This window comes from Psychrosphaera algicola, from assembly GCF_028401425.1.
Taxonomy (GTDB): domain Bacteria; phylum Pseudomonadota; class Gammaproteobacteria; order Enterobacterales; family Alteromonadaceae; genus Psychrosphaera; species Psychrosphaera algicola.
The window spans coordinates 407,658-434,183 of sequence record NZ_JAQOMS010000002.1; the positions used below are offsets into that span (position 1 = coordinate 407,658).

General features: G+C 38.0%; 23 protein-coding genes, 1 tRNA gene and 5 pseudogenes. 15 read left to right on the forward strand and 14 right to left on the reverse strand.

Annotated features, from left to right (window positions below; all coding sequences use genetic code 11):
• Positions 1–31 precede the first annotated feature (31 nt).
• Positions 32–364, reverse strand: coding sequence for an ATP-binding cassette domain-containing protein (locus PN838_RS02165; protein WP_272179633.1), 333 nt, complete (start codon positions 362–364; stop codon positions 32–34).
• 360 nt (positions 365–724) lie between these two features.
• Positions 725–1,333 (reverse strand): 3'-5' exonuclease, encoded by a 609-nt coding sequence (locus PN838_RS02170; RefSeq protein ID WP_272179634.1) that lies wholly within the window; start codon positions 1,331–1,333, stop codon positions 725–727.
• Positions 1,334–2,031: 698 nt separating this feature from the next.
• On the opposite strand from PN838_RS02170, the gene PN838_RS02175 reads away from it, so the two are divergent.
• From PN838_RS02175 to PN838_RS02185, 3 genes are all read left to right on the forward strand, one after another.
• The gene (locus PN838_RS02175; RefSeq protein ID WP_272179635.1) at positions 2,032–2,730 is read left to right on the forward strand and encodes a glycoside hydrolase family 11 protein; all 699 of its coding nucleotides are present in this window, start codon (positions 2,032–2,034) and stop codon (positions 2,728–2,730) included.
• A gap of 218 nt (positions 2,731–2,948) precedes the next feature.
• Positions 2,949–3,233 (forward strand): hypothetical protein, encoded by a 285-nt coding sequence (locus PN838_RS02180; RefSeq protein ID WP_272179636.1) that lies wholly within the window; start codon positions 2,949–2,951, stop codon positions 3,231–3,233.
• Positions 3,175–3,966 (forward strand): hypothetical protein, encoded by a 792-nt coding sequence (locus PN838_RS02185; RefSeq protein WP_272179637.1) that lies wholly within the window; start codon positions 3,175–3,177, stop codon positions 3,964–3,966. Before PN838_RS02180 ends, PN838_RS02185 begins: the two co-directional genes overlap by 59 nt.
• A gap of 689 nt (positions 3,967–4,655) precedes the next feature.
• On the opposite strand, the gene PN838_RS02190 is transcribed toward PN838_RS02185, so the two are convergent.
• Both PN838_RS02190 and PN838_RS02195 read right to left on the reverse strand, forming a co-directional pair.
• Positions 4,656–5,288: a PEP-CTERM sorting domain-containing protein gene (locus PN838_RS02190; RefSeq protein WP_272179638.1), complete on the reverse strand. Its 633-nt coding sequence runs from the start codon at positions 5,286–5,288 to the stop codon at positions 4,656–4,658.
• A 796-nt stretch (positions 5,289–6,084) separates the two neighbouring features.
• Positions 6,085–6,161: transfer RNA gene (locus PN838_RS02195), tRNA-Val, on the reverse strand.
• A 219-nt stretch (positions 6,162–6,380) separates the two neighbouring features.
• Between PN838_RS02195 and PN838_RS02200 the strand changes: the two genes are divergently transcribed.
• Positions 6,381–7,007, forward strand: coding sequence for a riboflavin synthase subunit alpha (locus PN838_RS02200; RefSeq protein ID WP_272179639.1), 627 nt, complete (start codon positions 6,381–6,383; stop codon positions 7,005–7,007).
• A 45-nt stretch (positions 7,008–7,052) separates the two neighbouring features.
• On the opposite strand, the gene PN838_RS02205 is transcribed toward PN838_RS02200, so the two are convergent.
• Both PN838_RS02205 and PN838_RS02210 read right to left on the reverse strand, forming a co-directional pair.
• Positions 7,053–7,253, reverse strand: coding sequence for a CPXCG motif-containing cysteine-rich protein (locus PN838_RS02205; RefSeq protein WP_215962904.1), 201 nt, complete (start codon positions 7,251–7,253; stop codon positions 7,053–7,055).
• 17 nt (positions 7,254–7,270) lie between these two features.
• Entirely contained in the window at positions 7,271–8,014 is a 744-nt protein-coding gene (locus tag PN838_RS02210; RefSeq protein WP_272179640.1) for a pteridine reductase, read from the reverse strand.
• 240 nt (positions 8,015–8,254) lie between these two features.
• Between PN838_RS02210 and thrS the strand changes: the two are divergent.
• The 4 genes and pseudogenes from thrS (at position 8,255) to rplT (ending at position 11,473) form a co-directional block, all read left to right on the forward strand.
• A pseudogene (gene thrS / locus PN838_RS02215) lies at positions 8,255–10,167 on the forward strand (threonine--tRNA ligase).
• 67 nt (positions 10,168–10,234) lie between these two features.
• Positions 10,235–10,793, forward strand: a pseudogene (gene infC, locus PN838_RS02220) (translation initiation factor IF-3).
• Positions 10,794–10,900: 107 nt separating this feature from the next.
• Positions 10,901–11,097, forward strand: a pseudogene (rpmI, locus tag PN838_RS02225) (50S ribosomal protein L35).
• A 16-nt stretch (positions 11,098–11,113) separates the two neighbouring features.
• Positions 11,114–11,473, forward strand: coding sequence for a 50S ribosomal protein L20 (gene rplT / locus PN838_RS02230; protein ID WP_215962909.1), 360 nt, complete (start codon positions 11,114–11,116; stop codon positions 11,471–11,473).
• A 141-nt stretch (positions 11,474–11,614) separates the two neighbouring features.
• Here rplT and PN838_RS02235 read toward each other — a convergent pair whose 3' ends face one another.
• Together PN838_RS02235 and PN838_RS02240 are read right to left on the reverse strand one after the other, a co-directional pair.
• The gene (locus PN838_RS02235) at positions 11,615–11,920 is read right to left on the reverse strand and encodes a MaoC/PaaZ C-terminal domain-containing protein (RefSeq protein WP_272179641.1); all 306 of its coding nucleotides are present in this window, start codon (positions 11,918–11,920) and stop codon (positions 11,615–11,617) included.
• A 23-nt stretch (positions 11,921–11,943) separates the two neighbouring features.
• Entirely contained in the window at positions 11,944–12,261 is a 318-nt protein-coding gene (locus PN838_RS02240) for a hypothetical protein (RefSeq protein ID WP_272179642.1), read from the reverse strand.
• A 425-nt stretch (positions 12,262–12,686) separates the two neighbouring features.
• Between PN838_RS02240 and PN838_RS02245 the strand changes: the two genes are divergently transcribed.
• Positions 12,687–13,319, forward strand: coding sequence for an MBL fold metallo-hydrolase (locus tag PN838_RS02245; RefSeq protein ID WP_272179643.1), 633 nt, complete (start codon positions 12,687–12,689; stop codon positions 13,317–13,319).
• A gap of 391 nt (positions 13,320–13,710) precedes the next feature.
• Positions 13,711–14,697: a Rossmann-fold NAD(P)-binding domain-containing protein gene (locus PN838_RS02250; RefSeq protein WP_272179644.1), complete on the forward strand. Its 987-nt coding sequence runs from the start codon at positions 13,711–13,713 to the stop codon at positions 14,695–14,697.
• A 271-nt stretch (positions 14,698–14,968) separates the two neighbouring features.
• On the opposite strand, the gene fur is transcribed toward PN838_RS02250, so the two are convergent.
• The 6 genes from fur to PN838_RS02280 form a co-directional block, all read right to left on the reverse strand.
• Positions 14,969–15,409 carry a ferric iron uptake transcriptional regulator gene (fur, locus tag PN838_RS02255; RefSeq protein ID WP_215962913.1) on the reverse strand — a complete coding sequence of 147 codons (441 nt, stop codon included), beginning with the start codon at positions 15,407–15,409 and terminating at the stop codon, positions 14,969–14,971.
• 102 nt (positions 15,410–15,511) lie between these two features.
• The gene (gene rimO / locus PN838_RS02260) at positions 15,512–16,930 is read right to left on the reverse strand and encodes a 30S ribosomal protein S12 methylthiotransferase RimO (protein WP_272179645.1); all 1,419 of its coding nucleotides are present in this window, start codon (positions 16,928–16,930) and stop codon (positions 15,512–15,514) included.
• Between the two features lie 133 nt (positions 16,931–17,063).
• Entirely contained in the window at positions 17,064–17,690 is a 627-nt protein-coding gene (locus tag PN838_RS02265) for a response regulator (RefSeq protein WP_272179646.1), read from the reverse strand.
• Between the two features lie 47 nt (positions 17,691–17,737).
• Positions 17,738–19,069 carry an ATP-binding protein gene (locus PN838_RS02270; protein WP_272179647.1) on the reverse strand — a complete coding sequence of 444 codons (1,332 nt, stop codon included), beginning with the start codon at positions 19,067–19,069 and terminating at the stop codon, positions 17,738–17,740.
• A 431-nt stretch (positions 19,070–19,500) separates the two neighbouring features.
• Positions 19,501–19,848 carry a hypothetical protein gene (locus PN838_RS02275; protein ID WP_272179648.1) on the reverse strand — a complete coding sequence of 116 codons (348 nt, stop codon included), beginning with the start codon at positions 19,846–19,848 and terminating at the stop codon, positions 19,501–19,503.
• Between the two features lie 95 nt (positions 19,849–19,943).
• Complete coding sequence (locus PN838_RS02280; protein ID WP_272179649.1) at positions 19,944–20,399, reverse strand: cytochrome-c peroxidase; 456 nt, start codon at positions 20,397–20,399, stop codon at positions 19,944–19,946.
• 204 nt (positions 20,400–20,603) lie between these two features.
• Between PN838_RS02280 and PN838_RS02285 the strand changes: the two genes are divergently transcribed.
• From PN838_RS02285 to PN838_RS02310, 5 genes and pseudogenes are all read left to right on the forward strand, one after another.
• Positions 20,604–20,678, forward strand: a complete 75-nt coding sequence (locus tag PN838_RS02285; protein WP_272182494.1) for a TetR family transcriptional regulator — start codon at positions 20,604–20,606, stop codon at positions 20,676–20,678.
• A gap of 142 nt (positions 20,679–20,820) precedes the next feature.
• Complete coding sequence (locus PN838_RS02290) at positions 20,821–21,162, forward strand: hypothetical protein (RefSeq protein ID WP_272182495.1); 342 nt, start codon at positions 20,821–20,823, stop codon at positions 21,160–21,162.
• A 58-nt stretch (positions 21,163–21,220) separates the two neighbouring features.
• Positions 21,221–22,525, forward strand: a pseudogene (locus tag PN838_RS02300) (SLC13 family permease); the annotation flags it as partial.
• Positions 22,526–22,600: 75 nt separating this feature from the next.
• Complete coding sequence (locus PN838_RS02305) at positions 22,601–24,490, forward strand: AMP-binding protein (protein WP_272179652.1); 1,890 nt, start codon at positions 22,601–22,603, stop codon at positions 24,488–24,490.
• A gap of 346 nt (positions 24,491–24,836) precedes the next feature.
• A pseudogene (locus PN838_RS02310) lies at positions 24,837–26,478 on the forward strand (SulP family inorganic anion transporter).
• Positions 26,479–26,526: the final 48 nt, after the last annotated feature.

Consider the following 26,526-nt stretch of genomic DNA (forward strand, 5'->3'; position numbering starts at 1 on the left):
CACTCATCAATTACTTTTGCTATTTGTACCGTCAGTTTTTTGCTGGAACTTCTTTTATTTCGGCAGCGAACTTCAAATATTGATAAACCGACATTTCTGCGTATAAAGGAGGGGATTCCGGTAAATAACCTATCTTTTGCCTTATAGCTAGGGAATGTTTGGAGATGTCATCACCGTCTACCAATATTTTACCCGTCGTTGGGGCCAAGAATGACGTAATCATGCGCATTAAGGTTGTTTTACCAGCGCCATTTTTTCCTAAAAAACCAACAATTTCACCTTGGTTTATTTCAAAACTAACATTGTCTACCGCCAGATGTGAACCAAAGCGCTTACTGATATTATCAACTGTTAGGATCTTCACTAAATCGCCTTCTATAAAGATGGGTGTATTCAAACCTGATTAAAACCATATTTTAGCGCGTTCATATATCACGAAATGAAATATACAAAACCGTTTGTTGTTTTTCTAAAAAATGAGTACGCAAAACAACATATTAACCATAAACCCCTCAGGATCTAAACAATTGTTGAGATGAGCGCTTAACTTTAATTTTGAGTGTAACACGTACTAGTAACTTTGGTTTTTTAACGTTACTAATTAGGAGAGGAGATGACGTAATAAAGCAGAAAATACCAAAGCTTATTCAAATGCTTTTAAGTTACATTTTGACGTAATGTTCTGGGTTATGCATATGGCGGGAACTTGCAGGTAATTTTACGATTAAAGCTTTGCTAAAAAGGTATCAATGTTCTTTTTAGGCATTTTTGATAACCTCTGTATAAGTGAAAACGGAACGTCACTAACACTTGTTTGTTGTTCTATATCATTAAGCATCACTAACCATAACTTCGCAGTCATTTCAGAGTCATATAACGCTCTGTGAAAGCTGCCGTTGGATTCAATATTTTTGTAGTTTACCAATGTGCCAAGTTTATGGTTTGGTGCATCTTGATATAATCTTCTTGATAAGAGAAGAGAACAAGCAAAGTCGCCATCATAATCTGCGGAAATACGTTGAAGTTCACTGTCTAAAAATCGTTTATCAAATGAAGCGTTATGGGCAACTAAGTTGTGTCCCTGTATAAAGTCAGCAAATCGGGCCATAACTTCACCGCAAGGCGCAGCCGAACTTAACATTTGGTTGGTAATTCCGGTGTAATCTTCGATAAAATAATTTATTGGCCGTCCAGGATCCATTAATTCCTGAAATCGCTCCGTAATAACACCATTAACTAATTTGACCGCACCAATCTCAATTGCTCTATCCCCGTTATCCGGTGATAAACCTGTGGTTTCAAAGTCGAGAACAATTACAGTGTGTGCGTTCATTTTAAAAATCTTTTAGTCAAAGTGACAGCAATATACAACAAGTCTTTGGATCCATTAAGAATAAATTTAGATTATATAAATTGGCATATAAATTTGAAGCTTTTAGACAATTATTGACTTATCGATACAAGATCCACTAGATAATACGGTTTTTGAACGGATGTTGTTGAGTATAGTTAAGTTGCTGCTCAGTACACTTTGTTATTGTTCATTCTAGTCATTTGTTCCTTTAGGTTTACTTTTTAAGCAATAAACCTCGACATTTTTATTAGGCTATAACCGTAAAACAAGGTTATCGCTCGCTAGATAATATACAAAATATTAACTTTTTATTGCTGGGTAGTTTAAATAAGTTGCGGATGAAACATTTGAACGTTCAAATGTTTGCAACGAAAATACTCGTACTATTTAATATATAATAAAAACAGTGGCTTATATTTGTATTTCGTTTTACGTTTTTTAGTCCAATTTAACCTATTGAATAAGTTTTTTTGAAGGCTTAGATTGAATTGTTGACTTTTTACTCATTAATTATTGTTTAAATACAATACGTTAAAGGGAAGGTGAATGCCGTTTTATAAAAGGAAAGTTAACAATAGAAAAACCAAAAATAATAATCCAAAAAGGAAGCTTAATATGATCAACATTTTAACTAAAAAAACCTATGTAAGGCAATGTTTTTATCATTGGCTGTAATAATGGCGTCAACTAACGCCTACGCTGGAAACATAACTGAGGAGCTATGTGATCCAGCAGAATCAGATACCGGTTTTGGTGCAGGTACTTTTAACGGAAAATTTTACTCTTGGTTTGAACTAACTCAAGAAGACAAAACGGATTGTAATACAAAGATCAGTTTTTATGATGAAGCTACAAGACATTTTAGAGTGGAATGGAATGTGGCTGAATCTTATGGAGAAGATGCTATAGGTGGTATGGGTTGGAGCAAGGGTTCAAGAAATAGAAAAATCGGTTATAACGTTGGGGAGTTAACGACTAATTCATCTATTCAAAAAGCGCTAGTTGCTTTATATGGTTGGTCTTGCGATACAACTAATGGTAAAGAAACTTCTCAAGAATACTACATTGTTGATACATGGGACGGTGGAAAGTTTGTTCCTTGGGACGAAAATACAAATAGCCCAGCAGAAAAATACGGAAGCGTAAAAGCAAATGGTGCTTGGTACGACGTGTATAAAGTTGGCCGTGAAGGTGCACAAGCTTGTTTCGGTGGGGATGAAATAAAATTCGAACAATTTTGGAGTGTTCGAAGAAGTCCTAGAGGTACTGGTGCAGACAGAAATATAGATTTCCGTCCACATGCAAACCGTTGGGATAATAATGATATGAAGTTTAAAGTGGGTGGCTTAAAAAAGGTTATCAAATTATGGCTGTAGAAATCTTTGGTGACGCAAGTGTAAGACATGAAGGAGCTGTTGATTTATCTGTATGGCTTCGTTAAGTAAATCGACGTCACTGATAATAAAATAAACGATAGGTCGAATTGCAAATAGAATTATTAGTAAGCACTTCGACCTATCAAATTTAACTTATTTAATTAAGTTTATCCGGAACGATGGGAATTTATCTTGAATAAAATTATCTCCCCCTTATCTTGGCGTTGGTTTGTTTTGTTGCAGGTTACCAATATTCGTCATTTAGCCAAAAGGCGTCAAGTCAAATGACGAAATGCACCGTCGAAAAGCAAAAACAACAATCAACGAATAATCAACATCAACAATTACCTACTCTTGTTAATGATACGGTTACATATCAGCAAGAAGTATCTCATTCTACTCTTAAACCTTTTGAACTAAATGAAAATATAGAGGCGTCAAACAATGATGATGTCGACTCAATATTTTATAAACTTCAGCAACTTAGATCAGTCCATAGGTAATGAGCAACTTATTGCTACTCAATTTGATTTACTGAAAAACGCTCTCATTAATCAACCTAATAATGTTGATGAGTTAGTTGATCTATTATCCAATGCAGAGGTAAACAGTAATACTTTCGATACAATACTAGTTGCAATAGGGGCATTACCTAATGAGGATGCAGACTCTGCGTTGCTTCAAATCGCTGAACAATATGTAATTACTCTTGACGATGAAACCTCGAGAGAAAATTTTCTAGCCGTGTTGTCAAATACCACAAGTCTGATAAAACCTGATCACATGATACGCTCATTAGTAGAAATCGCTATGCTAGATCAACCTGAAATAGACATAACGCTTGAAGCTCTTAATTTTACAGAGCCACATCAATTATATGAATCTGAAAGAACTGAAATAACACACAAGTTAAATCAACTTATTAGTAATAGTAGCGAAGAAGATGCTGCTCGAATGCTGCCACAACTATTACGTTTTTCACAAAAAGAACAACGAACTGAAATAGCAAAACAAAGCATCATGAAAGACCAACCAGATTCAATGCGAAACGCAGTTTTAGAAGGTATAGGCGCTGGCGAAATTTCAGCATCTGAAGAAATGAAAATAGTCCTATTGGGTATAGCGAAAGACCCAAATGATGCATTAAGCACAGAAGCTTTTGAAATACTTAATTATGCTTTTGACTTAAGTCATCAAGAACTTTCAAGTTTAGCGTTAAATATTGGTCAAAATTGATTATATTAGTAATTACTAAAAATGTATTAGTTCCGACTGAATTTTAACATTATCCGTTTTACATACAGGGTTTTGTCAAGGTGTTGAAATATTGCGTTTGCAACTTTCCAACACTTTGTTGACAAGCATATTAAGGCTTCTTTAACGCAATATCATTTGACCATAATATTGCGCAATTAAAAAATAGAAAGTACAGATTTACTTAATTATGTTCTGCGGTTTACAAGGGTCAATTGCATATCCAAAAAATGAGATATCAGTAAATAAACTGAAATGTATTTGGGGTGACAAAATATTGATTTAGTTGACATATAGAAAGAGAATTAAATCTACTTAAGTTATTGATTTAACGCCTACGACCGTGTGGAACCCAACTTTTCTTTTCAATTTTTGAACGAAAAATGTGCTAGGTGCGCGACAGCCTTTGGTCTGCCTATACTAGCGAAGAAGCTGGAAGGAGGATTTCAAATGATTTTATTTAAGCCCTATGTACAACAGGTGGGTTTTATTCGATACGGCATCGACTTTCACATTCGCTGAGGCATGTTAGGTATTGAGAAGTAACCAGCCCTGCATGAGAGCGCTTAGCTAAAGTCAAGTCTTTACCTACCGCATCAATCACGTGTTTCTAACTGAAGTGACATTGAAGTGTGGTTTGGAAAGACCTGACCTTTGTTTTAAAAAGGTGATTACACTTTTTTGCGTCGATTAAAGACAATTCCTGCAATACTAAGACTAAGAAGCATTAATGTTGTAGGTTCTGGCACAGCATTGGCTTCGTATGTCACTGAACCAGTAAGACCGTAAACTCCAAAACCGCCGCCTGCACTGTTGTGTGCCTTAAAGGCGATGACGTTGTCACCAGATACCAAATAGCTCGTTATATCAGCCGTTTGAACGCCACTATTGCCACCGTTATTATCAATTAGCCCAGGAACAAGTATACCGTTAACCCAAACTAGCGAGTCATCATCAACGCCTATGGAAAATGTTCCATAATTTGGAGTCCCACCGATGTTGAATACTTGACGTGCATAGAATGGAGTAAGTGCCCCCGCAGGTAAGCCACCGCTGTATGCAGACCAAGAAGAGTCATCATAGCTAGCGCTACTGTTCCAACCGCTGTTCGCTGATTCCCATGTTGAGCCTGTCGCAAAGATATTAGAAGCACAGGGGTAGCAGGTATTGTCAAATGATTCTGGGGTGACCGTTGCCTTCCAATCACTGCCTAAATAGGCGTCTAAGGAAATAACGGTAGCCTGTGCTGTAGCTGACAATATTAAGGCAGCAAATATCAGTGCTAGAGTGGTTACTTTTTTCATTATTCAATTTCCTAATTTATGAGGTTTGTTAATTAGGAAAAAGCACATAATAAGCCAATTGAATATTTTGTAATAATTACAATATCTTAGCTTCATAAGTAAACAGCCAAATTTCATGAGTGTAAAAATTTTCGACACTTAGGTGCAGCAAAACAATTTAAGCCGAATAATTTAAGTTTATCCTTCGCTACCTAATAAGTTGGTTTACCAGAATAGGGGAATAGCGCCAGTGAACTATAATGGCACAAAGGGGCCATTATTTTCTATATTTTCAATTCTTTTAGGGGATAAAGAATTGGTACGACCGAGTGGATTCGAACCACCAACTATCGGACCGGGTCACAAGGAGCGGTGTGCTTTTTCTTGTTTGAAACTACTTTTTGAATTTGCATATTTTCAATTCTTTTAGAGGGTAAAGAATTGGTACGACCGAGTGGATTCGAACCACCGACTATCGGACCGGGTCACAAGGAGCGGTGTGCTTTTTCTTTCTTGAAGTTGTCTTTTGAATTTGCATATTTTCAATTCTTTTAGGGGATAAAGAATTGGTACGACCGAGTGGATTCGAACCACCGACTATCGGACCGGGTCACAAGGAGCGGTGTGCTTTTTCTTTCTTGAAGTTGTCTTTTGAATTTGCATATTTTCAATTCTTTTAGGGGGTAAAGAATTGGTACGACCGAGTGGATTTGAACCACCGACTATCGGACCGGGTCACAAGGAGCGGTGTGCTTTTTCTTGCTTGAAACTAATTTTTGAATTTGCATATTTTCAATTCTTTTAGAGGGTAAAGAATTGGTACGACCGAGTGGATTCGAACCACCGACCCCCACCATGTCAAGGTGATGCTCTAACCAGCTGAGCTACGGTCGTACATTTTTAAATAGTTTGTCGTTAAGACGGGCGCTATGTTAAGTAGGCGCCTATAAAAAAGCAAGACGTTTTTTTAAAATGCCGTTTGTTTGCGGATTTTATAATCAGACAACGATTCTAATTCAGTAATTTCGTCTATTTTACACTCTTAACCTGATCTCAAATTAGATATTTTGGTATAGTCCTGCCATTATCTTTTTATTTAGATTAGCGACTTATATGTTTACAGGAATAGTTCAAACCAAAGGCACCGTAATTTCATTTGTTGGTAATGACAAATTTAGGACATTAACTTTGTCTGTAGCCAGTGAGCACCTGCAACGTTTAAATATTGGTGCAAGTATTGCGATAAATGGTGTCTGTTTAACGGTAACTAAATTTGCAAGCGATTTAGGTGAGAGAAATGGCCACGTGCAATTTGATATTATCGATGAAACATTAGACAAAACAAATTTAGGCAAATTGCAGAAGGGCGAAAAGGTTAACTTAGAACGCAGTGTTACATTTGGCACTGAACTCGGCGGTCATATTGTGTCGGGTCATATTCACGATTCTGTTTTAGTCGTTAGTGTTGAACAAAACAAAGACAACTGCTCAATCCAACTGCAAGTCGATCCAAATTGGATGAAGTTTATTTTATATAAAGGTTTTGTCTCGATAAATGGTTGCAGTTTAACCGTTGGTGAAGTCAAACCTGATGGTTTCTCTCTACACTTAATACCTGAAACATTGCAGGCCACTAATTTAGGCACTGTTAAAATGGGCGACCGTTTAAACCTAGAAGTTGATCAACAAACGTATTCTATCGTGCGAACAGTAGAACGCTATTTAGCAAATAATAAATAACGATAACTAGGTTTGCCACAGTGATTAAAAGCCGTAGGGCGACGACTAATAAATTTGTTCGTCGTCCGCATCAAGTTTCAATTCAATTTTTTGATGAACGTTATCTAAGTGCATGTCTATATGGATTGCATTGCAGCAAGCGGCACAATCTTCATAGTAGTTCTGGTCACCATTTGATGCATCAAACGTAAAGTGCACGTGGTGTCCACAATGTGGGCATAAAATTGTTTTTTCAAAGGTATCCATAGTTCACCTCTATTTAGTTATGCTTTGGCGCCTCCATTGACACTTCTCCCTCCGTCTACGGCCAAAATTTGTCCTGTTACATAATGTGCTCTAGCTAAATACAATATTGCTTCTGCAATATCATCGGGACTTCCAAGTCGGTTGAGTGCTATTTCATTTAATACTGTGACCTTATCTTCTTCAGCAAGTTCATTTTCGTGCCACAATATTGCACCCGGTGCGATGCCATTCACTCTAATATTAGGTGCTAATTCACGAGAAAGCGACTTTGTTAACATCGCTAAACCGGCTTTTGCCATGCAATAAATTGGGTAGCCTAAAAGGGGCCTGTCAGCATGGATATCTACCATATTGATTACACAACCTTTATTCGTTTCTAATTGCTGTTGAAGCGACTTAATCAAGAAGAATGGGGCCTTTAAATTAGTTGTCATTAAATCGTCCCACTGTTCGAAACTGGCGTTTTCGACATCAGTTGGATAAAACGTACTGGCATTATTAATAAGTAGGTCTAGTCGGCCGTAATAATTAACAGCTTGTTGTGCAATGATATTGAGTTGGTTTAGTTCCAATAGATCAGCGATGAGTAAGTGTGCTGAATTACTGCGTTTTTGATTTAACTGTTCAACAAGTTTCTCAGCATCTTTTACCGACTTATGACAGTGAATGATCACATTATAACCGGCGTTGTGGAGATGACACGCGGTCGTTTTACCAATACGTTTAGCCGCGCCGGTGATTAAAGCAACAGGAAATGTCATAGATTAAAAAGCCTTTCGTTGTTAATTTTAGCGATTTTGTCTTAGTGGTACCAATAGTACGGAAAAACTAGCCAATATCATACGGCTAACCCTTGCGAATTTGCACTAGATAAAATACCATTCGTCGTTCTTAGGCGCAGCTTTGAATAGGTAGTATCTGTTCTTGCGCTTTCAAATTAAAACACATTTTATTGTATATGCGACGTTTCGTATGCGCCGCCACTGTACTAAGGAAATTTCATGCCTGTAATTACTCTCCCTGATGGAAGCCAACGTGTCTTCGAAAATGCCGTTTCAGTAATGGACGTTGCCAATGACATCGGTCCTGGATTAGCTAAAGCAACAATAGCGGGTGCTATAGACGGTGTTCGCATCGATGCTTGTGACTTAATTGAAGCTGACGCTAATTTACAAATTATCACCGCACGCGATGATGATGGACTCGAAATTATTCGTCACTCATGTGCTCACCTTTTAGGGCACGCGATTAAGCAAATGTTCCCAGATGTTAAAATGGCCATAGGTCCAACCATCGAAAATGGTTTCTACTACGACCTAGATTTAGAAAAATCGTTAACTCAGGAAGACATTGATGCGCTTGAAAAACGCATGTTGCAACTTGCTAAGACCAACTACGATGTTGTTAAGAAAACAGTATCGTGGCAAGAAGCGCGTGATACGTTTGAAGCGCGTGGTGAACCTTACAAGCTTGAAATTTTAGATCAAAATATAGAACGTGACGATCGTCCTGGTTTATACCATCACGAAGAATATGTTGATATGTGTCGTGGTCCTCACGTTCCTAATATGAAGTTCTGTCAGCACTTTAAATTAATGAAAGTTGCAGGTGCTTATTGGCGTGGTAATTCTGACAACAAAATGTTGCAACGTGTATACGGCACAGCATGGGGCGACAAAAAGCAACTTAAAGCGTATTTAAAACGTCTTGAAGAAGCTGAAAAACGAGACCATCGTAAAATTGGTAAAGCCCTCGATCTATTCCATTGGCAAGAAGAAGCGCTATGGAATGGTATTTTGGCATAATGACGGTTACGCGATTTATACTGAATTGGAAAAGTTCATTCGCAACAAACTAGTTGAATACAACTACGACGAAGTTAAGGGCCCATTAATGATGGACCGTTCGTTGTGGGAAAAATCAGGTCACTGGGACAAATACGCTGAAAACATGTTCACAACAAGTTCTGAACACCGTGAATACGCGATTAAACCAATGAACTGCCTAGGTCACGTACAGATATTTAACCAAGGGCTTAAATCTTACCGTGATTTACCACTGCGTATGGCTGAGTTTGGCTGTTGTCACCGTAATGAACCTTCAGGTGCTTTACACGGATTAATGCGAGTACGTGGATTTACCCAAGATGATGCGCATATATTCTGTACTGAAGAGCAAATTCAAAAAGAAGTCAGCAGCTGTATAGAAATGGTTTTTGATACTTACAAAACATTTGGTTTTGAAAATATTAGTATCAAACTGTCAACGCGACCTGAACAACGTGTTGGTACAGATGAAAGCTGGGACAAAGCAGAAAAAGCGTTAGAAGACGCTTTGAAAGTAAATGAACTGGATTTTGATTTCCAACTGGGAGAAGGCGCGTTTTACGGTCCTAAAATTGAATTTACCTTACATGACTGTTTAGGTCGTGCTTGGCAATGTGGCACAATCCAAGTTGATTTCTCAATGCCTTAGTCGTTTAGGTGCAACTTATGTTGCAGAAGACAACGAAAGACGAACGCCTGTTATGATCCACAGAGCGATTTTGGGTTCTCTTGAGCGCTTTATTGGAATTTTAATTGAAGAATATGCAGGCTTGTTGCCAACTTGGTTAGCACCAAAACAAGTCGTCGTTATGAATATTACCGACTCACAAGCCGAATATGTGCAAGAAATCACCGAAAAATTGAAACTAAATGGAATTAGAGTCATTTCGGACTTGAGAAATGAGAAGATAGGCTTTAAAATCCGCGAGCACACATTAAAACGTATTCCTTATATGTTAGTTGTGGGCGAGAAGGAAAAAGAATCTGGTCAAGTTGCCGTTCGTACTCGAAAAGGTGAAGACTTAGGTTCGATTGATTTAGTCGATTTTGTCGGCTTAATTAAAGAAACGATTAGCAATCATAAATAATCGGTTCTAAAATTTGATGAACGGAGCTTAAAAATGAGAAATAGCTTCGTTCTTTTATATTAATTTCGTGGAGGATTTTGCCATTAGAGCGCAAAACAAACGAGGCCAAAAGGTCGCGGCAAACAGGTTAAACGATGAGATCACTGCTCAAGAAGTAAGATTAGTCGGGGTTGAAGGCGAGCCACTAGGTGTAGTTACTATTAGTGAAGCGTTAGGTACAGCGACTGAAGCTGGAATGGATTTGGTTGAAATTAGCCCAAATGCAGAGCCACCTGTTTGTAAGGTAATGGACTACGGCAAATTTTTATATGAAAAGAGCAAAGCTCAGAAAGAGCAGCGCAAAAGCAAAAACAGATCCAGGTTAAGGAAATCAAATTCCGTCCTAGGACTGACGAAGGCGACTACTAGGTAAAACTACGCAACCTGCGTCGCTTCATTGAAGCTGGGGACAAGGCGAAAGTCACGATCCGCTTCCGTGGTCGAGAGATGGCTCATCAAGATATCGGTATTGCACTTTTAAATCGCGTGAAAAAGATTTAGAAGAAATAACCAATGTTGAATCTTTTCCTTCAAGAGCTGAAGGACGACAGATGATCATGGTACTCGCGCCTGTTAAGACCAACTAGGTCGTTAACATAGCAAGTAATTAGGGCCTTTAAAAAGTAGCTCGATTAATTTATTAGTCGTCTCGCCTTATTACTATTATTAAACTTAACAATGCGGAGTTCAGGCTATGCCTAAAATGAAAACTCACAGTGGAGCGGCTAAACGCTTCAAAAAACTGCTTCTGGCGGTTACAAACGTAAACAGTCTCACTTACGTCACATTTTGACTAAAAAGAGCTCTAAGCGTAAACGTCATCTACGTAGCAAACTTATGGTTTCAGCGGTTGATAAACCGTTAATCGATCGTATGTTAGCTGGCGCTTAAGAGAGGAGACTGAAAAATGGCAAGAGTAAAACGTGGTGTACAAGCTCGCAAGAGTCACAAAAAAGTACTAAAGGCAGCTAAAGGTTATTACGGCGCACGTTCACGTGTTTATCGTGTAGCGTTCCAAGCAGTAACTAAAGCTGGTCAATACGCTTACCGCGACCGTCGTCAGAAAAAACGTGTTTTCCGCCAATTGTGGATTGCTCGTATTAACGCTGCAGCGCGTCAAAACGGTTTATCTTATAGCAAATTCATGAACGGCTTGAAAAAGGCGTCTATTGAAGTTGACCGTAAGATCCTAGCTGACATAGCAGTGCACGACCAAGCTACATTTGCAGCATTAGTTGTTAAAGCGAACGAAGCTTTAGCGGCATAATAGCAAACAGTTTGTTGAAAAAAGGAAGCTTATGCTTCCTTTTTTATGCCCGAATTTGAGTAACTAGGTAACTAGGTAACTAGGTAACTGCGACGACAACATACATCGAAAAAAGTACATGCTCGTACTTATATAGTTAAGCTATTTTGACTCGGTTTGTTGGGTAACTAAATCTTCTATTTCTATTTTTAAAAAACGTTCCGTCTGATCTTTACCAAATAGGCCATATTCATTGGTATCCGTATAATTTTTCAAAAATATCTGATTTGGCAAAAAGCACGGGCGATTAAACTGCACTTTTATTGAAGATACTTTTTCGGTTCGACTTTTTAAGATGTGTTTTAAACTAAAGTGCAAATTGAACATACCGTGAATTAACGCACGTTTTAGCCCAAACTGTTTAGCTAACGCAGGGTGAAGATGGATAGGGTTAAAATCCTTCGACATCCACGCATAATACTAGGCTGTTTTTAGTGACAATACCGTCGACGCCAAGGTTTTGCTAAGTGACTTAGTTTGCTTTTTTCTGGTGCAGAGCGGCTAGGGCGATAAGATGGATCTTTGTCTAACATTCTATTGGAATTGATGATCGTTATTTCACCGTTTTGAAATAACTTAGTCACGACCAAATAATTAAGGCCTTTTTCATCTTTAGTGACATCTTTAATTGACACTTCTATATCAGTCGGCAATAACCAATTATGCGGAGTAGCAATATTAAAGTCTGAATTTAAATGGATGAGCCCCATCAAATTTGATGTGATATTTGATTGCGCTAAGCATTGCAAAATTAATTTGAACGTTGCAACAAATGCAAAACTCGGAAGCTCATTTGGATGAGCGAAACCTTTAGTGAATTTTTCTAACTGAGCTCGTCGACAATAAAAATTATTGACGCGAATACTAAATGGCCGGAAATCTTCCGTCGGGTCTTTTTCCGAGACATTGCTTTATAAATTATTTTGGCAATCGAAAATTCTTTTTGAAGCTTAGACATAACAACACTCTTAATGTCAGTTGAAACCAGTTTATAGCTATCAATGTATTCAATTTGAATTCACCTTACCAGTGTTATTTCTATTAAATTTTAGTTCGTCCAGATCCAACTCTAGGCTGTTTTTAACTGCTGGTTCAGGTAGAATTCGATTAATTCCATTGCCCATTCTTTTAAATGGTTTTCCAACTAAATTAAGTCCCAACTAGGTTTGTTTAAATGAAAGTCGAAATTATTCCAGTAACGCCGTTCCAACAAAATTGCAGCATTATTATTTGCAGTGAAACAAATAGAGCGGCAGTTGTCGATCCTAGTGGCGAAGTAGAACGTTTAGTCGATCGAATAGACGCTCTGGGCGTAACGCTTGAAAAGATCCTAATTACTCATGCCCACATTGACCATGCCGGCGGCACCAAAGATCTCGCAGATAAATTTGACCTGCCTATTGAAGGTCCTCAACAAGAAGACATATTTTGGATAGATCGCTTAAGTGACCAATCTCGTATGTTTCAGTTTCCTGAGGCAAAACCTTTTGTTCCCACACGTTGGTTAGAACACGATGACACAGTAACTGTCGGGAACTTAACCTTTGATGTAAAACATTGTCCAGTGCCATACACCTATAGTCATGTCGTTTTTATAAATCACGAGAACAAATTAGCATGGGTTGGAGATGTATTATTTAAAGGCAGTATGGGAAGAACCGACTTTCCAAGAGGTGATCATCAAACATTAATTGACTCAATACATTCAAGTTTAATGACGCTTCCAGATGATTATCAATTTATCTCAGGACACGGTGATATTTCAACAATTGGTCATGAAAGACAAACAAACCCTTATATTAGATAACAAAAACCAGTGACGTTTTTCATGCGTTAAATTTTTTGTCTGCCCCTAAGTTAGAGCTACGGATTGGTTAACTTAGGTGGCTGTTTTATCGCACTTTTATACATTCAAATTATAAACTTCAAAAGCAGGTAAATTCTGCCTTCGGATACGTGTTATAGTTATATCTTGTGTCACATCTCGATAGGTTATTTGACACGTCTTGATCAAAGCAAAATACAGCTGTTCATTTCTACAACTAATGTTCGTACGCTGCTCTAATACTCTTTCCTTAAATCATTTTTAAATCGTTACTTAAAATATTTATACGTAATACCCAAATAATAATTGCGGCACACTAAATATCGTTATCAGACGTCTCACCTATTAAATATTTAATAAAAGGAAAGACAAATTGAATAACTTAATTGTAGGAGTCATTGGAACTTCTAAAAAACAAGATGAAAAACGTTTCCCTATCCATCCTGAACACTTACCAAGAATACCCGAATCTTTTCGCCGCCAGTTAGTATTTGAAACAGGTTATGGGATTGAATTTGGAATGAGTGATGAAGAAATAGCGGCAATGACAGGTGGTATAGCAACACGTTCTGAAATTCTAAAAGAGATAGGGACGGTTATTATCGCTAAACCCGTTCTTGAAGACTTACTTGAGCTAAAAGAAGGCGGTACTTTATGGGGTTATGCACATTGTGTGCAACAGCAAGATATTACGCAGGCGGCCATTGATAGAAAACTAACAATAATTGCTTTTGAAGATATGTTTGTTTGGTCGGCAACTGGACAGATAGGGCGACATACATTTTATAAAAATAATGAAATGGCAGGCTATTGCGCCGTGATCCATGCTTTACAACTCAAAGGCATAGATGGCCATTATGGTAACCAACGGAAGACTATTATCTTTGGTTTTGGTGCAGTTAGTCGCGGCGCTATTTACGCTTTAAAAGCCCATGGATTTAGAGACATTACTATCTGTATTCAACGAGTTGAAGATGAAGTTCGAGAAGAAGTCTTAGATTGTAATTATGTCCGAGTCAAAAATGGCAAAGAAGGCGAAGACAGAATGATGGTTTTTGAACATGACGGTACCTCTAGACCACTATCTGAATTGATAAGCGAAGCGGATATAATTGTAAATGGCACTTTTCAAAATACCCTAAAGCCGACCAACTTTGTAATTGAATCAGAACAAGAATGTCTGAAGCACAATAGTCTAATCATTGACGTGAGTTGTGATGAAGGCATGGGCTTCTTTTCGCCAAACCGACCACTTTTAAAAACCCGATGTTTAGGTATAACCAAACAGACTATTACGCAGTTGATCATACACCGAGTTATCTTTGGGAAAGTGCAACTCGTTCAATCTCCGCAGCACTAATTGTTTACATACCAGTCATGTTAAAAGGGCGGGACAGTTGGTTTAAAAACGATACGATTAAGCGTGCCATTAACATAGATAACGGTAAGATAAATAATTCAGCGATTTTTACGTTCCAAAAAAGAGTCCAAGACTACCCACATTCTTTAGTAGGAGAAGGCGAAATGAATGTTTAGCCTTTAACGCGATAGAAATTTAATAGACGTTAAAACATGAGATACAAAAAAGCAGCTAATTGCTGCTTTTTAATATTAAACACTAAAAATGAACGTTAGTTGTTATTTTTATAGTCTTCACATGCTTCTGTATCGTTACATTCGCCGTATAGATATAAACTGTGGTGAGTCAACTTCACATTGTAGCGTTTAGAAACCATCAATTGACGCTCTTCAATTACGTCGTCTTCAAATTCGATGACCTTGCCGCATTTTAAACAAACAAGATGATCGTGATGATGTTTATCGCTGAGTTCAAATACTGACTTACCACCTTCAAAATGATGGCGCGTAACGATACCTGCGTCGTCAAATTGATTTAACACTCGGTAAATTGTTGCTAGACCAATCTCTTCGTCTTGATCTAACATTAATTTGTACAAGTCTTCTGCACTGATATGTTCATCAGGAATAGACTTTAAGATCTCAAGGACCTTAAGTCGTGGCGACGTGACCTTAAGTCCCGCCTTTTTTAGTTGAATGTCGTTTTCACTCATTAGTCACTTTTTCTTATTTTAGTTTGTGTATGATTATAGGCATACAAAAATATAATTAAACCCAGTATTTAGTGGGGGATTATAAAGTCCCAACAAAGCGCGTTATACTGGTGTTCCCCAAAGATCATATTCGTCACTGTGTTCAATCTGAACATCAATCATATCACCCGCTTCAACATTAAATACGCCATTGAGATAAACCATACCATCAATTTCAGGAGCGTCTGCAGTTGTACGTCCAATTGCGCCTTCTTCATCAACTTCATCGACAAGCACCTTCATCGTGCTGCCAATGCGAGCTTTCAGTTTATTTGTACTTATTAATTGTTGTTTCTCCATGAAACGCGCATAGCGTTCTTCTTTTACATCTTCGCTCACATGGTCGGCTAAATCGTTTGCGACCGCACCTTCAACTTCGCTGTATTTAAAACAACCTACACGGTCGAGTTGAGCGTCTTCTAACCAATCCAACAACAATTGGAAATCTTCTTCGGTTTCACCTATGAAACCCACAATAAACGTTGAGCGGATAACAATTTCAGGACAAATTTCACGCCACTTTTTGATGCGCTCAAGAACTCGTTCTGCTTGTCCCGGTCGTTTCATTGCTTTTAATATTTTAGGAGACGCATGTTGAAAAGGAATATCTAAGTATGGCAATAATTTACCTTCCGTCATCAACGGAATGACTTTATCAACTGATGGATATGGGTAAACATAGTGCAAGCGAACCCATAACCCTAATTCACCTAACTTTTCACATAACGTTTTCATGTCAGTTTTTACTGGCATGCCGTTCCAAAAATCCATTTTATATTTGACATCAACACCATAGGCGCTTGTATCTTGCGAGATAACTAAGAGTTCTTTTACACCCGCTGCTTTTAACCGCTCCGCTTCAGATAAAACTTCACCAATTGGGCGACTAACTAGATCACCACGCATAGAGGGGATAATACAGAAGGTACATTTGTGATTGCAGCCTTCCGATATTTTTAAATAGGCGAAATGTTTAGGCGTAAGTTTAACGCCATGATCTGGGATTAAGTTTTCAAAAGGGTTATGTTCAGGTTTTGGTAAATGCTCATGAACTTGATTTAACACTTCTTCATAGGCATGTGGGCCTGTTACGGCAAGCACATTTGGATGTATTTCTCGAATTTCATCACTTTTAACACCTAAACAACCTGTAACGATAACACGGCCATTTTCTTTAAGTGCTTCTCCAATTGTATCGAGAGATTCCTGTACTGCGTCATCGATAAATCCGCAGGTATTAACGATGACTAAATCTGAATCATTGTATGTATTAACAACTTCGTAACCTTCTGTACGTAATTGAGTCAGAATGCGTTCTGAGTCAACCAAGTTTTTAGGGCAACCTAAGCTTATAAAACCAATTCGAGCTGCACCAAGGTTTATTTGCTGACCTTCTTTGGCGCTATTTGACTGTTGTTCTAAGACTTTTTTGGGTGTCTCTAAAGTCGTAGTTTGTGTCGGGTCAAATTTGTTTACGGTCATATTGGGCCTTATTTTGTGGTTCTATATTCGAAGTATGAATTGCGTTGCGTATAATACAGGATTTTAAACTCAAAAGGTACTTACAGAACCCTTAGAAACGTTTAAATTTAACAAAGATAAGTAGCCCTAAATATTACTCAACGTCATCGTATAATTGGTAATATTTACTTAACAAAATTTGTATTTTATCAAGTTCGTAGGGCTTTCCTAAATGCGCGTTCATACCAATTTTCTGATAATAAATGACTTCTTCTTCGGTGACATTCGCTGTTAATGCAACAATGATTAGTTCATCAAATTCGTACGTTTGTCTTAATACTTTGGTTGTTTCTATCCCGTCCATTACAGGCATTTGAACATCCATCAATACCACTCGGTAGGCATATTTTTCTATCGCCTCTAACGCTTCTTTGCCGTTTTCTGCTAAATCAACTGTTAAACCAAGGCTTTGTAGAAGATTCATTGCAACAATTTGATTTATTTTATTATCTTCAACTAGCAATATTTTTTGAATTAATTTAGATACCGTCGTTTGATTGTTAGGTACTTCCTTGACTAACTGGTTAGATTTTCCGATAAAGTCTAATTCGCTATGGTTTTTTTCTTTTGCTATTTTTAATATCTGATACAAACTTTCCATTGTTACGGGCTTAGGCAGAAATTGGCCGGTAAATGCTACGTTTGCGTGGTTTTCTATGTACTCTTTACTGTATGCACTACATATGACCAATAAATCAGGGCGATTTGCATGGTTTTCCATTGCGACAATAAAGTCGAGACCAGATTCTCCTTTTAAATTCCAATCTACTAGTGCAAGGTCATAATGATTTTTTCTACTAAAGTTAAGGCTTCTGAAATTGTTGTGGCGATATCAACGTCAACTTTAAAATGATTGGCCATTTTGCTTATAACAATTTGAGTCACTTCATAATCTTCAATAAGTAACATTCGTAAGCCGGGTAAGCTATCGGGCTCAATTTTTGATTTTAATTCGATAAGCGGTAACGCTACATTAAATTTCGAACCCGAACCCAATTCGCTTTCTACCCAAATTCGACCTCCCATTAACTCAACCAATAATTTTGCGATTGCTAATCCAAGACCAGTGCCGCCATATTTTCTAGTCGTTGAATGGTCTGCTTGAGAAAATCGTTTAAATAACCTCAGTTGTTGTTCAGTGGATAGACCGATACCCGTGTCTTCTATTTGGTAACAGATCCAGTCTTTATCATCGTATTGAGCCAAATTAACGTGCAATATGACGTGTCCATGTTCAGTAAATTTCACTGCATTGCTCATCAAATTAAGTAAAATTTGGTTAACTCTAACTGGGTCTCCGGTAAGGGTTTTTGGTACATCTGGGGAAATATCAAAAATAAGTTCTATTGCTTTATCCTCGGCAACACGACCTAACATAATGTTAAGACTGTCAAACAGTTTTATATGTTCAAAAGTAATGTTTTCGATACTGAGCTGGCCAGATTCTATTTTAGAAAAGTCTAAAATGTCGTTAATGATAGTGAGTAGGGCATTTGCAGAAAAGTCGACTTTCTCTAAGTAGGCGCGTTGCTGAGGCATCAACGTTGTTTTAAGTGTTAACTCAATGAGTCCAATAATCCCAGTCATAGGTGTTCGTATTTCATGGGACATATTGGCGAGAAACTGGCTCTTGATTTCTACGGCATGTTCTAATGATTCAGACGTCTGCCTTAATTTCATCTGTTGACGTTTTAACACGATTATAAGCAATAGCAATAGGCACAAAATACTGGCTGAAGTTGCAGTAATCAACGTTCGTTGTGACCGTGTAATATTAAGATATTCGGTTTCTACAGCTTTGTTAACATTACTAATAATAGGAAGGTTTATTAAGTGTTGCCGTTGCGTTGCTGACTGTTGGTAATTTTCCAAAACAAATAGACTATGCAGTCTAAATAAATTCCAATGGTTCAATTCTGATAGCGTCAACTGTGTTGAATCAAATGAATTTAATCGTGTCATTATTGCTTGTTGCAGTCGGCTCGTTGGGTTATTTAGAAAGTTAAAAACATCTATTTTTCCCTGCTGTATCACGCTGTTTGTAACCACAAATGCACTAGTTTCATAACCACTAATTAGTCGTAGTGACGTTTTAAACATTGTGACTAATTGAATGTATTTAGATGTACCTGATGAATAATTTCGAATGAGCGTTTGCAGTTGAGTCTTATTTTCTAAGTCTTTGGCAGCTTGTTCAATTTGCGAATCTAACTGGGCAAATCTATCATAGTGGACCTATAGTCACTAAAATTGACGTTCAATAATTGAATTTGATGTTTTGGTAATAACATTTCTAATGTTTTTAACTTTTCCAAGTTCACATATAAATGTTGACTATCTAGATATGCTTGACTTCCATTGTTTGCAAAATATGCCAGTAAAGACAAACAAAGAGCTTCAGGTAGATATTTAAATATACTCATATTAATCAACCTCTACCCGAGGCCCACTAAACGAATAAAGTAATGCGACAATGTCTTCAATTTCTGTCGATGTTAACTCCCGTCCTAACTGTGATCTTGCCATTATCTTTACGGCTTCATCCAATGTTGCGATTTCACCATTGTGAAAATAGGGCGCTGTTTCAGCAACATTCCGCAGAGAAGGTACTTTAAAAACATGATTGTCATTAGGGTCATTGGTAATAGCATAACGTCCAGGTCAGTTTTAAGCCCAAGTGGAACGTGTTGCAAACGCCCAAATTTTTGAAAAATGTTGCCACCTATATTAATACCTTGATGACACGTTGTGCAGCCGTAAGATTTAAACAAGTGTAAACCTCTTTGTTGCTGTATCGTTAATGCGTTGCTATCACCCAAAATAAACCGATCAATTGCTGAACCTGGGGTAATTAACGACTCTTCGAATGTGGCGATCACCTGCGTTATATTTTTTGCGTAATACCGTCTTCAAACAACTCTGAGAATTGACTTGCAAAATACGCATCATTTTTAAGCTTTGTAATAATTTCTGGTCAGGTAGTGCCCATCTCTATAGGGTTGTGAATAGGGCCAAGCATTTGCTCCTCTAACGTGTTTGCACGACCATCCCAAAATTGCTTAAAGTTAAATACGGCGTTCAATACGGTGGGTGAATTTCTAGAACCTTTTCGATTTTTTATGCCCGTCGATACTGGAAAACCATCATCACCACCATAATCAATTAGGTGACAGGATGCACATGAAACCGTATTGTCTTTAGATAACAACGGACTATGAAATACGGCTTTACCTAAACTTACCCATTCTTTGTTAATTTCAATGATGGTCGGAATAGGCTGTATTGCACCGTAAACTTTCTGAAAATTATATCGGGTCTGCGTAAATTCCTCTTTAAGTTTCAAATGTTCACCGTCAAATAATTTTAATAACGGGACAATTAAACACACTAAAACAGCACAAATTAATGCTACGTAATATTTTTTGTCCATTCGGTTAATTCCATTCGTATTTAAACGCTTAGTAAAAGCTTAGTAGATAAATAACATAACAACTTAATTTTGATAGAATTCATATTTCGTTCTATTCTAAACGCCTGTTTAAAACAAAAGTATTACTCCATGAATTCAACCAAAATTAAAATTTTAAATGCGGCAGAATATTTGTTTGCTACACACGGATATGCAGAAACATCCATGCGACAAATAACGAATCGAGCAAATGTAAATTTGGCATCGGTTAACTATCATTTTGGTTCAAAAAAGCGTTAACCATTGAAGTTATCGATAGGTATCTATCTCAATTGATGCCAGATATTATTGCAAATCTAAAACAACTTCAAAACAAAAAGAAGAACCAAGTATAAGCGCGATATTTTCCATTTTTAAACAACCATTATTAACCTTAAATTCAATAAATGATGGTGGAACTGTCTACTTTCTTAAGTTACTTGGTCGAGGTTATATTGATTCACAAGGCCATTTGCGAGGCTTTATTACCCACAAATATCAAACCGAGTTACGATTCATCCGTCAGGCATTTCATCAAAGTTGCCCACAATTGTCTGAAGAAGAATTATTTTGGCATTTACATTTTGCGTTAGGCACAACATCATTCACTTTGTCGGCATCTGATGCGCTGACAGATATTGTAAAAGCCGATTTTAATACAGAGCTTTACCTTGACGACATCTTAGATCGAATGGTGCCTTATATTTCGGCCGGTTTTATACGTCAAGGAAATTTAAATGTTTGACCCTAAACAAAGCCTTACCTTGGATAGCACCTATCGTCGCAGTATTTACAGGTTTCATATGTTTTTATTTAGGGTTATCACAGGACATTGCAATTACCATTGGATTAACAGTGTGGGTTGGCACTTGGTGGATATTTGAATGTGTACCCATCCCATTTACTTCTCTATTACCTTTTGTTGTATTGCCTACCTTTAACATTATTGATTATAAACAAGCTTCGTCGTCGTTTGGCAATCACGTCATTATTTTATTACTTGGTGCATTTTTACTCGCAAAGGGTTTAGAAAGCTCGCAGGTGCATAAGCGGATCGCATTTAAAATTATTAACGTTATCGGTGGTACTAGTGCATTTCGTATTGTTTTTGCATTTATGTGTGCCAGTGCTTTTTATCTATGTGGATGTCTAATACAGCGACTGTATTGGCATTAATGCCAGTTGCCGCAGCGGTATGTGCTGGCAGTTCTAATAAAGCATTTTCGGTAGCACTGCTGCTTGGGTTAGCTTACTCAGCTTCTATTGGAGGAGTAGGGACACTAATTGGTACACCACCAAATGTTATTTTTGCATCTGTTTATGAACAATATGCCGGTATGGAATTTAACTTTGTTGATTGGATGGCAATTGGTGTACCCATTGTCGTTGTAATGATCCCACTAGTGGCATTGTGGTTAACACACAAAATTAAACTCGACCACAAAATTGAGTTGCCCCAAATGGGACAGTGGCGTTTGGCTGAAAAACGGGCTTTAGCAATTTTTTCTGTTGTTGTTTGCCTCTGGGTTTTCAGAAAAACACCGTTTGGCGGTTGGACAGCTTGGAGCGGAATAGAAGGTGTTGGCGATGTTACCATTGCTATGTTTGGGGCGATCATAATGGCCATTGTTAAAGGCGATAATGACAGGCCAATACTCACTTGGGAGACGGCTAAAACCATCCCATGGGACATGTTAATACTGTTCAGTGGTGGTATTTGTTTAGCAAAAGGATTTAGTGCATCTGGCCTGAGCGAGCTTATCGGTAATTCGCTTTCTAGCGCATTAGAAATGCAAATATTTTTAGTAATGATTGTCCTTTGTTTAACTTTATCTTTTTTAACAGAGGTCACTTCTAATACTGCCACCGCGACGTTATTTATGCCAATACTAGCAAGTGTCGCTTTCGAAAAAGGGATCCCTATCGAATACATAATGATCCCAGCAGTTATTTCATGCAGCTTTGCATTTTGTTTACCTGTTGCGACTGCGCCAAATTCTGTTGTATTTGCAACAGGGCAAGTCACTGTAAAAGATATGGCAAAACAAGGTGTCCCGCTTAATATAATGGGCGCTTTCGTTATTTCTGCACTCTGTTATTTGATTTTATAGCCTAAGGTCTAATACCTTAATGTGTGTTTATTCTCTAGGTTAGTAGTGATAAAACTAGTCTGGAGAATAAACATGACCTATTTTACATCCTATCAAGCGGCTAAACATGACCCTGAAGGCTTTTGGGCTGAAGAGTCTAAAACTATCGAATGGTTTAAAAATCCAGATTCGATTTTAAGTAAAGACAGCAATGGCTTTTATCGGTGGTTTGATGGTGGTGAACTAAATACGTCTTACCTCGCACTGGATTGCCAAGTAAAACTCGGTCTTGGCGATAATGCGGCAATCATTTACGACTCGCCAGTAACCAATACTAAATTGACGATAACCTACAATGAATTACTAGAGCGTGTATCAAAATTTGCTAGTGTATTGGCGGCTCAAAATGTGCAAAAAGGCGATCGTGTATTAATCTATATGCCTATGATCCCTGAAGCTTTAATCGCAATGTTGGCAACTGCGCGCCTCGGTGCTATTCACTCTGTTGTATTTGGTGGGTTTGCAGCACATGAACTGGCCATTAGAATTGATGATGCGGAACCAAAAGTCATTGTTACTGCGAGTTGCGGTATCGAAATAGACAAAGTCATTCCATACAAACCTATTGTAGACAAAGCCATCGCCAGTTCGGATCCCCAGGTTAAACCAAATGCTTGTATTGTTTACCAACGTTCTCAACTGTTTGCCAAATTAGACCAAGAAATTGATATAAACTGGATGGACGAAGAGCAACTTGCACCTTTACATCCTCCCGTTCCTGTTAAGGCTACCGATCCGCTTTATATTTTGTATACGTCTGGTACCACAGGCAAACCTAAAGGTGTTGTGCGGGATAATGGTGGCCACGCCATTGCAATGAAATACAGTATGAAAACCGTTTACGGTGCTTCACAGGGTGATGTGTTTTGGGCCGCATCAGATGTTGGCTGGGTTGTCGGGCATTCGTATATTTTATATGGCCCGCTTATGTCTGGTTGCACTACGTTATTGTATGAAGGTAAACCCATAAAAACACCGGATGCAGGCGCTTTCTGGCGCGTGTGTGCTGAACATAAAGTAAATATTTTGTTTACTGCGCCAACCGCATTTAGAGCGATTCGAAAAGAAGACCCTAAAGCGAGTCTTTTAAAAGAATATGATCTTTCAAATCTTAAACGCCTCTATTTAGCAGGAGAACGGCTAGACCCCTCCACTTATCTATGGTTAAAAGAAGCTACCCATAAGCCCGTTATCGATCATTGGTGGCAAACTGAAACCGGATGGCCTATCGCTGGCATACCTGTAGGTTTAGAACAACTCGAAGAAAAGCTTGGCTCCGCTGGTTTACCAATCCTGGGGTTTCAAGTCGAGATCCTTAATCAAGACGGCCATCAATGCGAAGCCGGAAAAATGGGTACCATTGCGATTAAATTACCATTACCACCTGGGTGTTTACCGACTATCTGGAAAAACAATGACAGGTTTAAAGCCGGTTACCTAAATAGCTTTGATGGGTATTATGTGACTGGTGATGGGGGATATGTCGATGACAACGGCTATTTATTTGTTATGGGCAGAACTGATGACGTAATAAATGTTGCAGGTCATAGACTGTCTACCGGTGAAATGGAAGATGTTATTTCAGGACATACTGCTGTAGCAGAGTGCGCTGTAATGGGAATACATTGTGATATTAAGGGGCAAGTACCCTATGCATTGGTTGTCTTAAAAAATGGGATTGAATACCTAAATATATACGATAAGGAAATTAAGTCATTAATAAGGGAACAAATTGGCGCAATTGCATCGTTAAAAGAAGTGGCTGTTGCAAAACGTTTACCAAAAACACGTTCAGGTAAAGTCCTGAGAAAATTAATGAAGCAAATGATTGATGGTGAAGACATTCAAATACCATCTACTATCGATGATGTTTCTGTTATTTCAGAGTTAAAGAGTATATTTTCTCAACGATTACCAATTTAACCAAAAATAATATCGGTAACAGCCATTCACTCGCGGTTTTTAAAGGATTTTTTATCCATTAACAAACCGCGACGCTGTTACTACTGCCAAATTTTAATGTTTCGGTTTTCAAATATTTGTTTACCCTCTGTTAACAAGTGTTGAACAGCAGGGTATTTAATCTTTCGCTTTGGTAATACTTACATAAGTCGCAATCGCCTGAAAATAGTGCCACTGAAGATAGTAAAGCCAATCCTAAAGGTCATAGAAATAATATGTATAAGGAAGTTATTTTATATCACAGCCTTTAAAAATGATTTTTGATAAAATTGTAAGCTAAGCACATATTTCTATCGGAGATCCCTTTATGTCAGAGAGTCGTTTTAAACATATAGATCTAAAAGGTGATGTTTTTGGCGGTGTAACCACCGCCGTTATTTCTTTACCGCTAGCACTTGCGTTTGGTGTTGCCTCGGGCGCTGGTGCAGAAGCTGGTTTGTGGGGGCTATTTTAGTTGGTTTATTTGCCGCACTGTTTGGCGGTTCTACCACTTTAATATCTGAACCGACCGGACCAATGACAGTCATCATGACCGCAGTACTTACAACGATGATGGCTAAATATCCTGAAACTGGAATAGCAATGTCATTTACTGTTGTCATGATGGCCGGGGCATTTCAAATTTTACTGGGGACTTTAAAACTCGGAAAATATGTCACGTTAATGCCATACAGTGTCATATCAGGCTTTATGTCTGGGATTGGTATTATTCTCATTATTTTGCAGTTATCTCCGCTCGTTGGCCATCCTGCACCTGCCGGTGGTGTCATAGGAACATTAAGTTCACTGCCAGAACTTTTAAGCAATTTAAAACTAAGTGAAGTTTTTCTAGGTCTGATCACATTAGGGGTATTGTTCTACTTTCCTAAAAATATCGAAAATTTGTACCTGCACAACTCGTTGCTTTGATCTTTGTCACAATCGTCTCAGTCATCATCTTTGACACCGATAGTGTACGTAGGATTGGCGAAATACCATCAGGGCTACCTTCTATCGTCATACCTCATTTTAATGCTGAAATGTTAACAATTATGGTTATTGATGCGTTAGTTTTAGGTACTTTAGGTTGCATTGATACTCTACTAACTGCGGTAATCGGAGATTCATTAACTCGTAAAGAACATGACTCAGACAAAGAATTACGGGGTCAGGGCTTTGCAAATATGATCTCAGGCTTATTTGGCGCACTGCCAAGGTGCAGGCGCAACAATGGGAACTGTCACCAATATTCAAGTTGGCGCTCGTTCTCCGTTATCAGGCATTATACGTGCTGGAACCCTAGCTTTGGTCGTTTTAGTTGCTGGCGGATTAACCGAACCCATTCCGATGGCCGTTCTCGCTGGCATTGCGGTTTATGTTGGGTTAAATATTTTAGATTGGAGTTTTATTCAACGAGCCCATAAAGTTAGTAAACAAGGCATGTTTATTATGTATGGCGTTATGCTCCTTACGGTTTTTGTAGATCTAATTGCTGCAGTCGGTTTAGGGGTATTTATTTCAAATATCATTGTTATTGAAAAATTAAGTAAAGAACAAGCTCGTAAAATTAAAGCAATTAGCGACGCCGACGATAATGACGTGCCTCTGACAAATCGTGAACGGGAACTATTAGAACAAGCGAACGGCAAGGTATTGTTTTTTATCTCTCTGGGCCAATGATTTTTAGTGTCTCTAAAGCAATTTCAAAACAGCATGCAAGTATTTCAGACTATCTAGTCATGATCTTAGATTTAACAGACGTACCTATGATAGATGTAACCGTTGGTTTAGCGTTAGAGAACGCTATTAAGGATGCGGTAGATGCCAACTGTGAAATTTTGTTATTGTGTGACGATGTAAATACGAGACAACAATTAGAAAAATTTAAGATAATGGATTTAATAAAACAAGATGCGCTTTGCGAAAGTAGAGAAATCTCGTTGAATAGGGCACTTGAGTACATAAAATAAGTTTTTTAGCGTCAGACATAAAAAAGGACGGCTTACCGTCCTTTTTAA

What these genes read in the sequence shown, in the direction of transcription:
- PN838_RS02170 (WP_272179634.1), bottom strand. Translation starts at nt 1,333, where the DNA reads ATGAACGCACACACTGTAATTGTTCTCGACTTTGAAACCACAGGTTTA.
- PN838_RS02175 (WP_272179635.1), top strand. Translation starts at nt 2,032, where the DNA reads ATGGCGTCAACTAACGCCTACGCTGGAAACATAACTGAGGAGCTATGT.
- PN838_RS02185 (WP_272179637.1), top strand. Translation starts at nt 3,175, where the DNA reads ATGATGATGTCGACTCAATATTTTATAAACTTCAGCAACTTAGATCAG.
- PN838_RS02190 (WP_272179638.1), bottom strand. Translation starts at nt 5,288, where the DNA reads ATGAAAAAAGTAACCACTCTAGCACTGATATTTGCTGCCTTAATATTG.
- PN838_RS02200 (WP_272179639.1), top strand. Translation starts at nt 6,381, where the DNA reads ATGTTTACAGGAATAGTTCAAACCAAAGGCACCGTAATTTCATTTGTT.
- PN838_RS02205 (WP_215962904.1), bottom strand. Translation starts at nt 7,253, where the DNA reads ATGGATACCTTTGAAAAAACAATTTTATGCCCACATTGTGGACACCAC.
- PN838_RS02210 (WP_272179640.1), bottom strand. Translation starts at nt 8,014, where the DNA reads ATGACATTTCCTGTTGCTTTAATCACCGGCGCGGCTAAACGTATTGGT.
- rplT (WP_215962909.1), top strand. Translation starts at nt 11,114, where the DNA reads ATGGCAAGAGTAAAACGTGGTGTACAAGCTCGCAAGAGTCACAAAAAA.
- PN838_RS02235 (WP_272179641.1), bottom strand. Translation starts at nt 11,920, where the DNA reads ATGTCGAAGGATTTTAACCCTATCCATCTTCACCCTGCGTTAGCTAAA.
- PN838_RS02245 (WP_272179643.1), top strand. Translation starts at nt 12,687, where the DNA reads ATGAAAGTCGAAATTATTCCAGTAACGCCGTTCCAACAAAATTGCAGC.
- fur (WP_215962913.1), bottom strand. Translation starts at nt 15,409, where the DNA reads ATGAGTGAAAACGACATTCAACTAAAAAAGGCGGGACTTAAGGTCACG.
- rimO (WP_272179645.1), bottom strand. Translation starts at nt 16,930, where the DNA reads ATGACCGTAAACAAATTTGACCCGACACAAACTACGACTTTAGAGACA.
- PN838_RS02265 (WP_272179646.1), bottom strand. Translation starts at nt 17,690, where the DNA reads ATGGAAAACCATGCAAATCGCCCTGATTTATTGGTCATATGTAGTGCA.
- PN838_RS02270 (WP_272179647.1), bottom strand. Translation starts at nt 19,069, where the DNA reads ATGTTTAAAACGTCACTACGACTAATTAGTGGTTATGAAACTAGTGCA.
- PN838_RS02280 (WP_272179649.1), bottom strand. Translation starts at nt 20,399, where the DNA reads ATGGACAAAAAATATTACGTAGCATTAATTTGTGCTGTTTTAGTGTGT.
- PN838_RS02305 (WP_272179652.1), top strand. Translation starts at nt 22,601, where the DNA reads ATGACCTATTTTACATCCTATCAAGCGGCTAAACATGACCCTGAAGGC.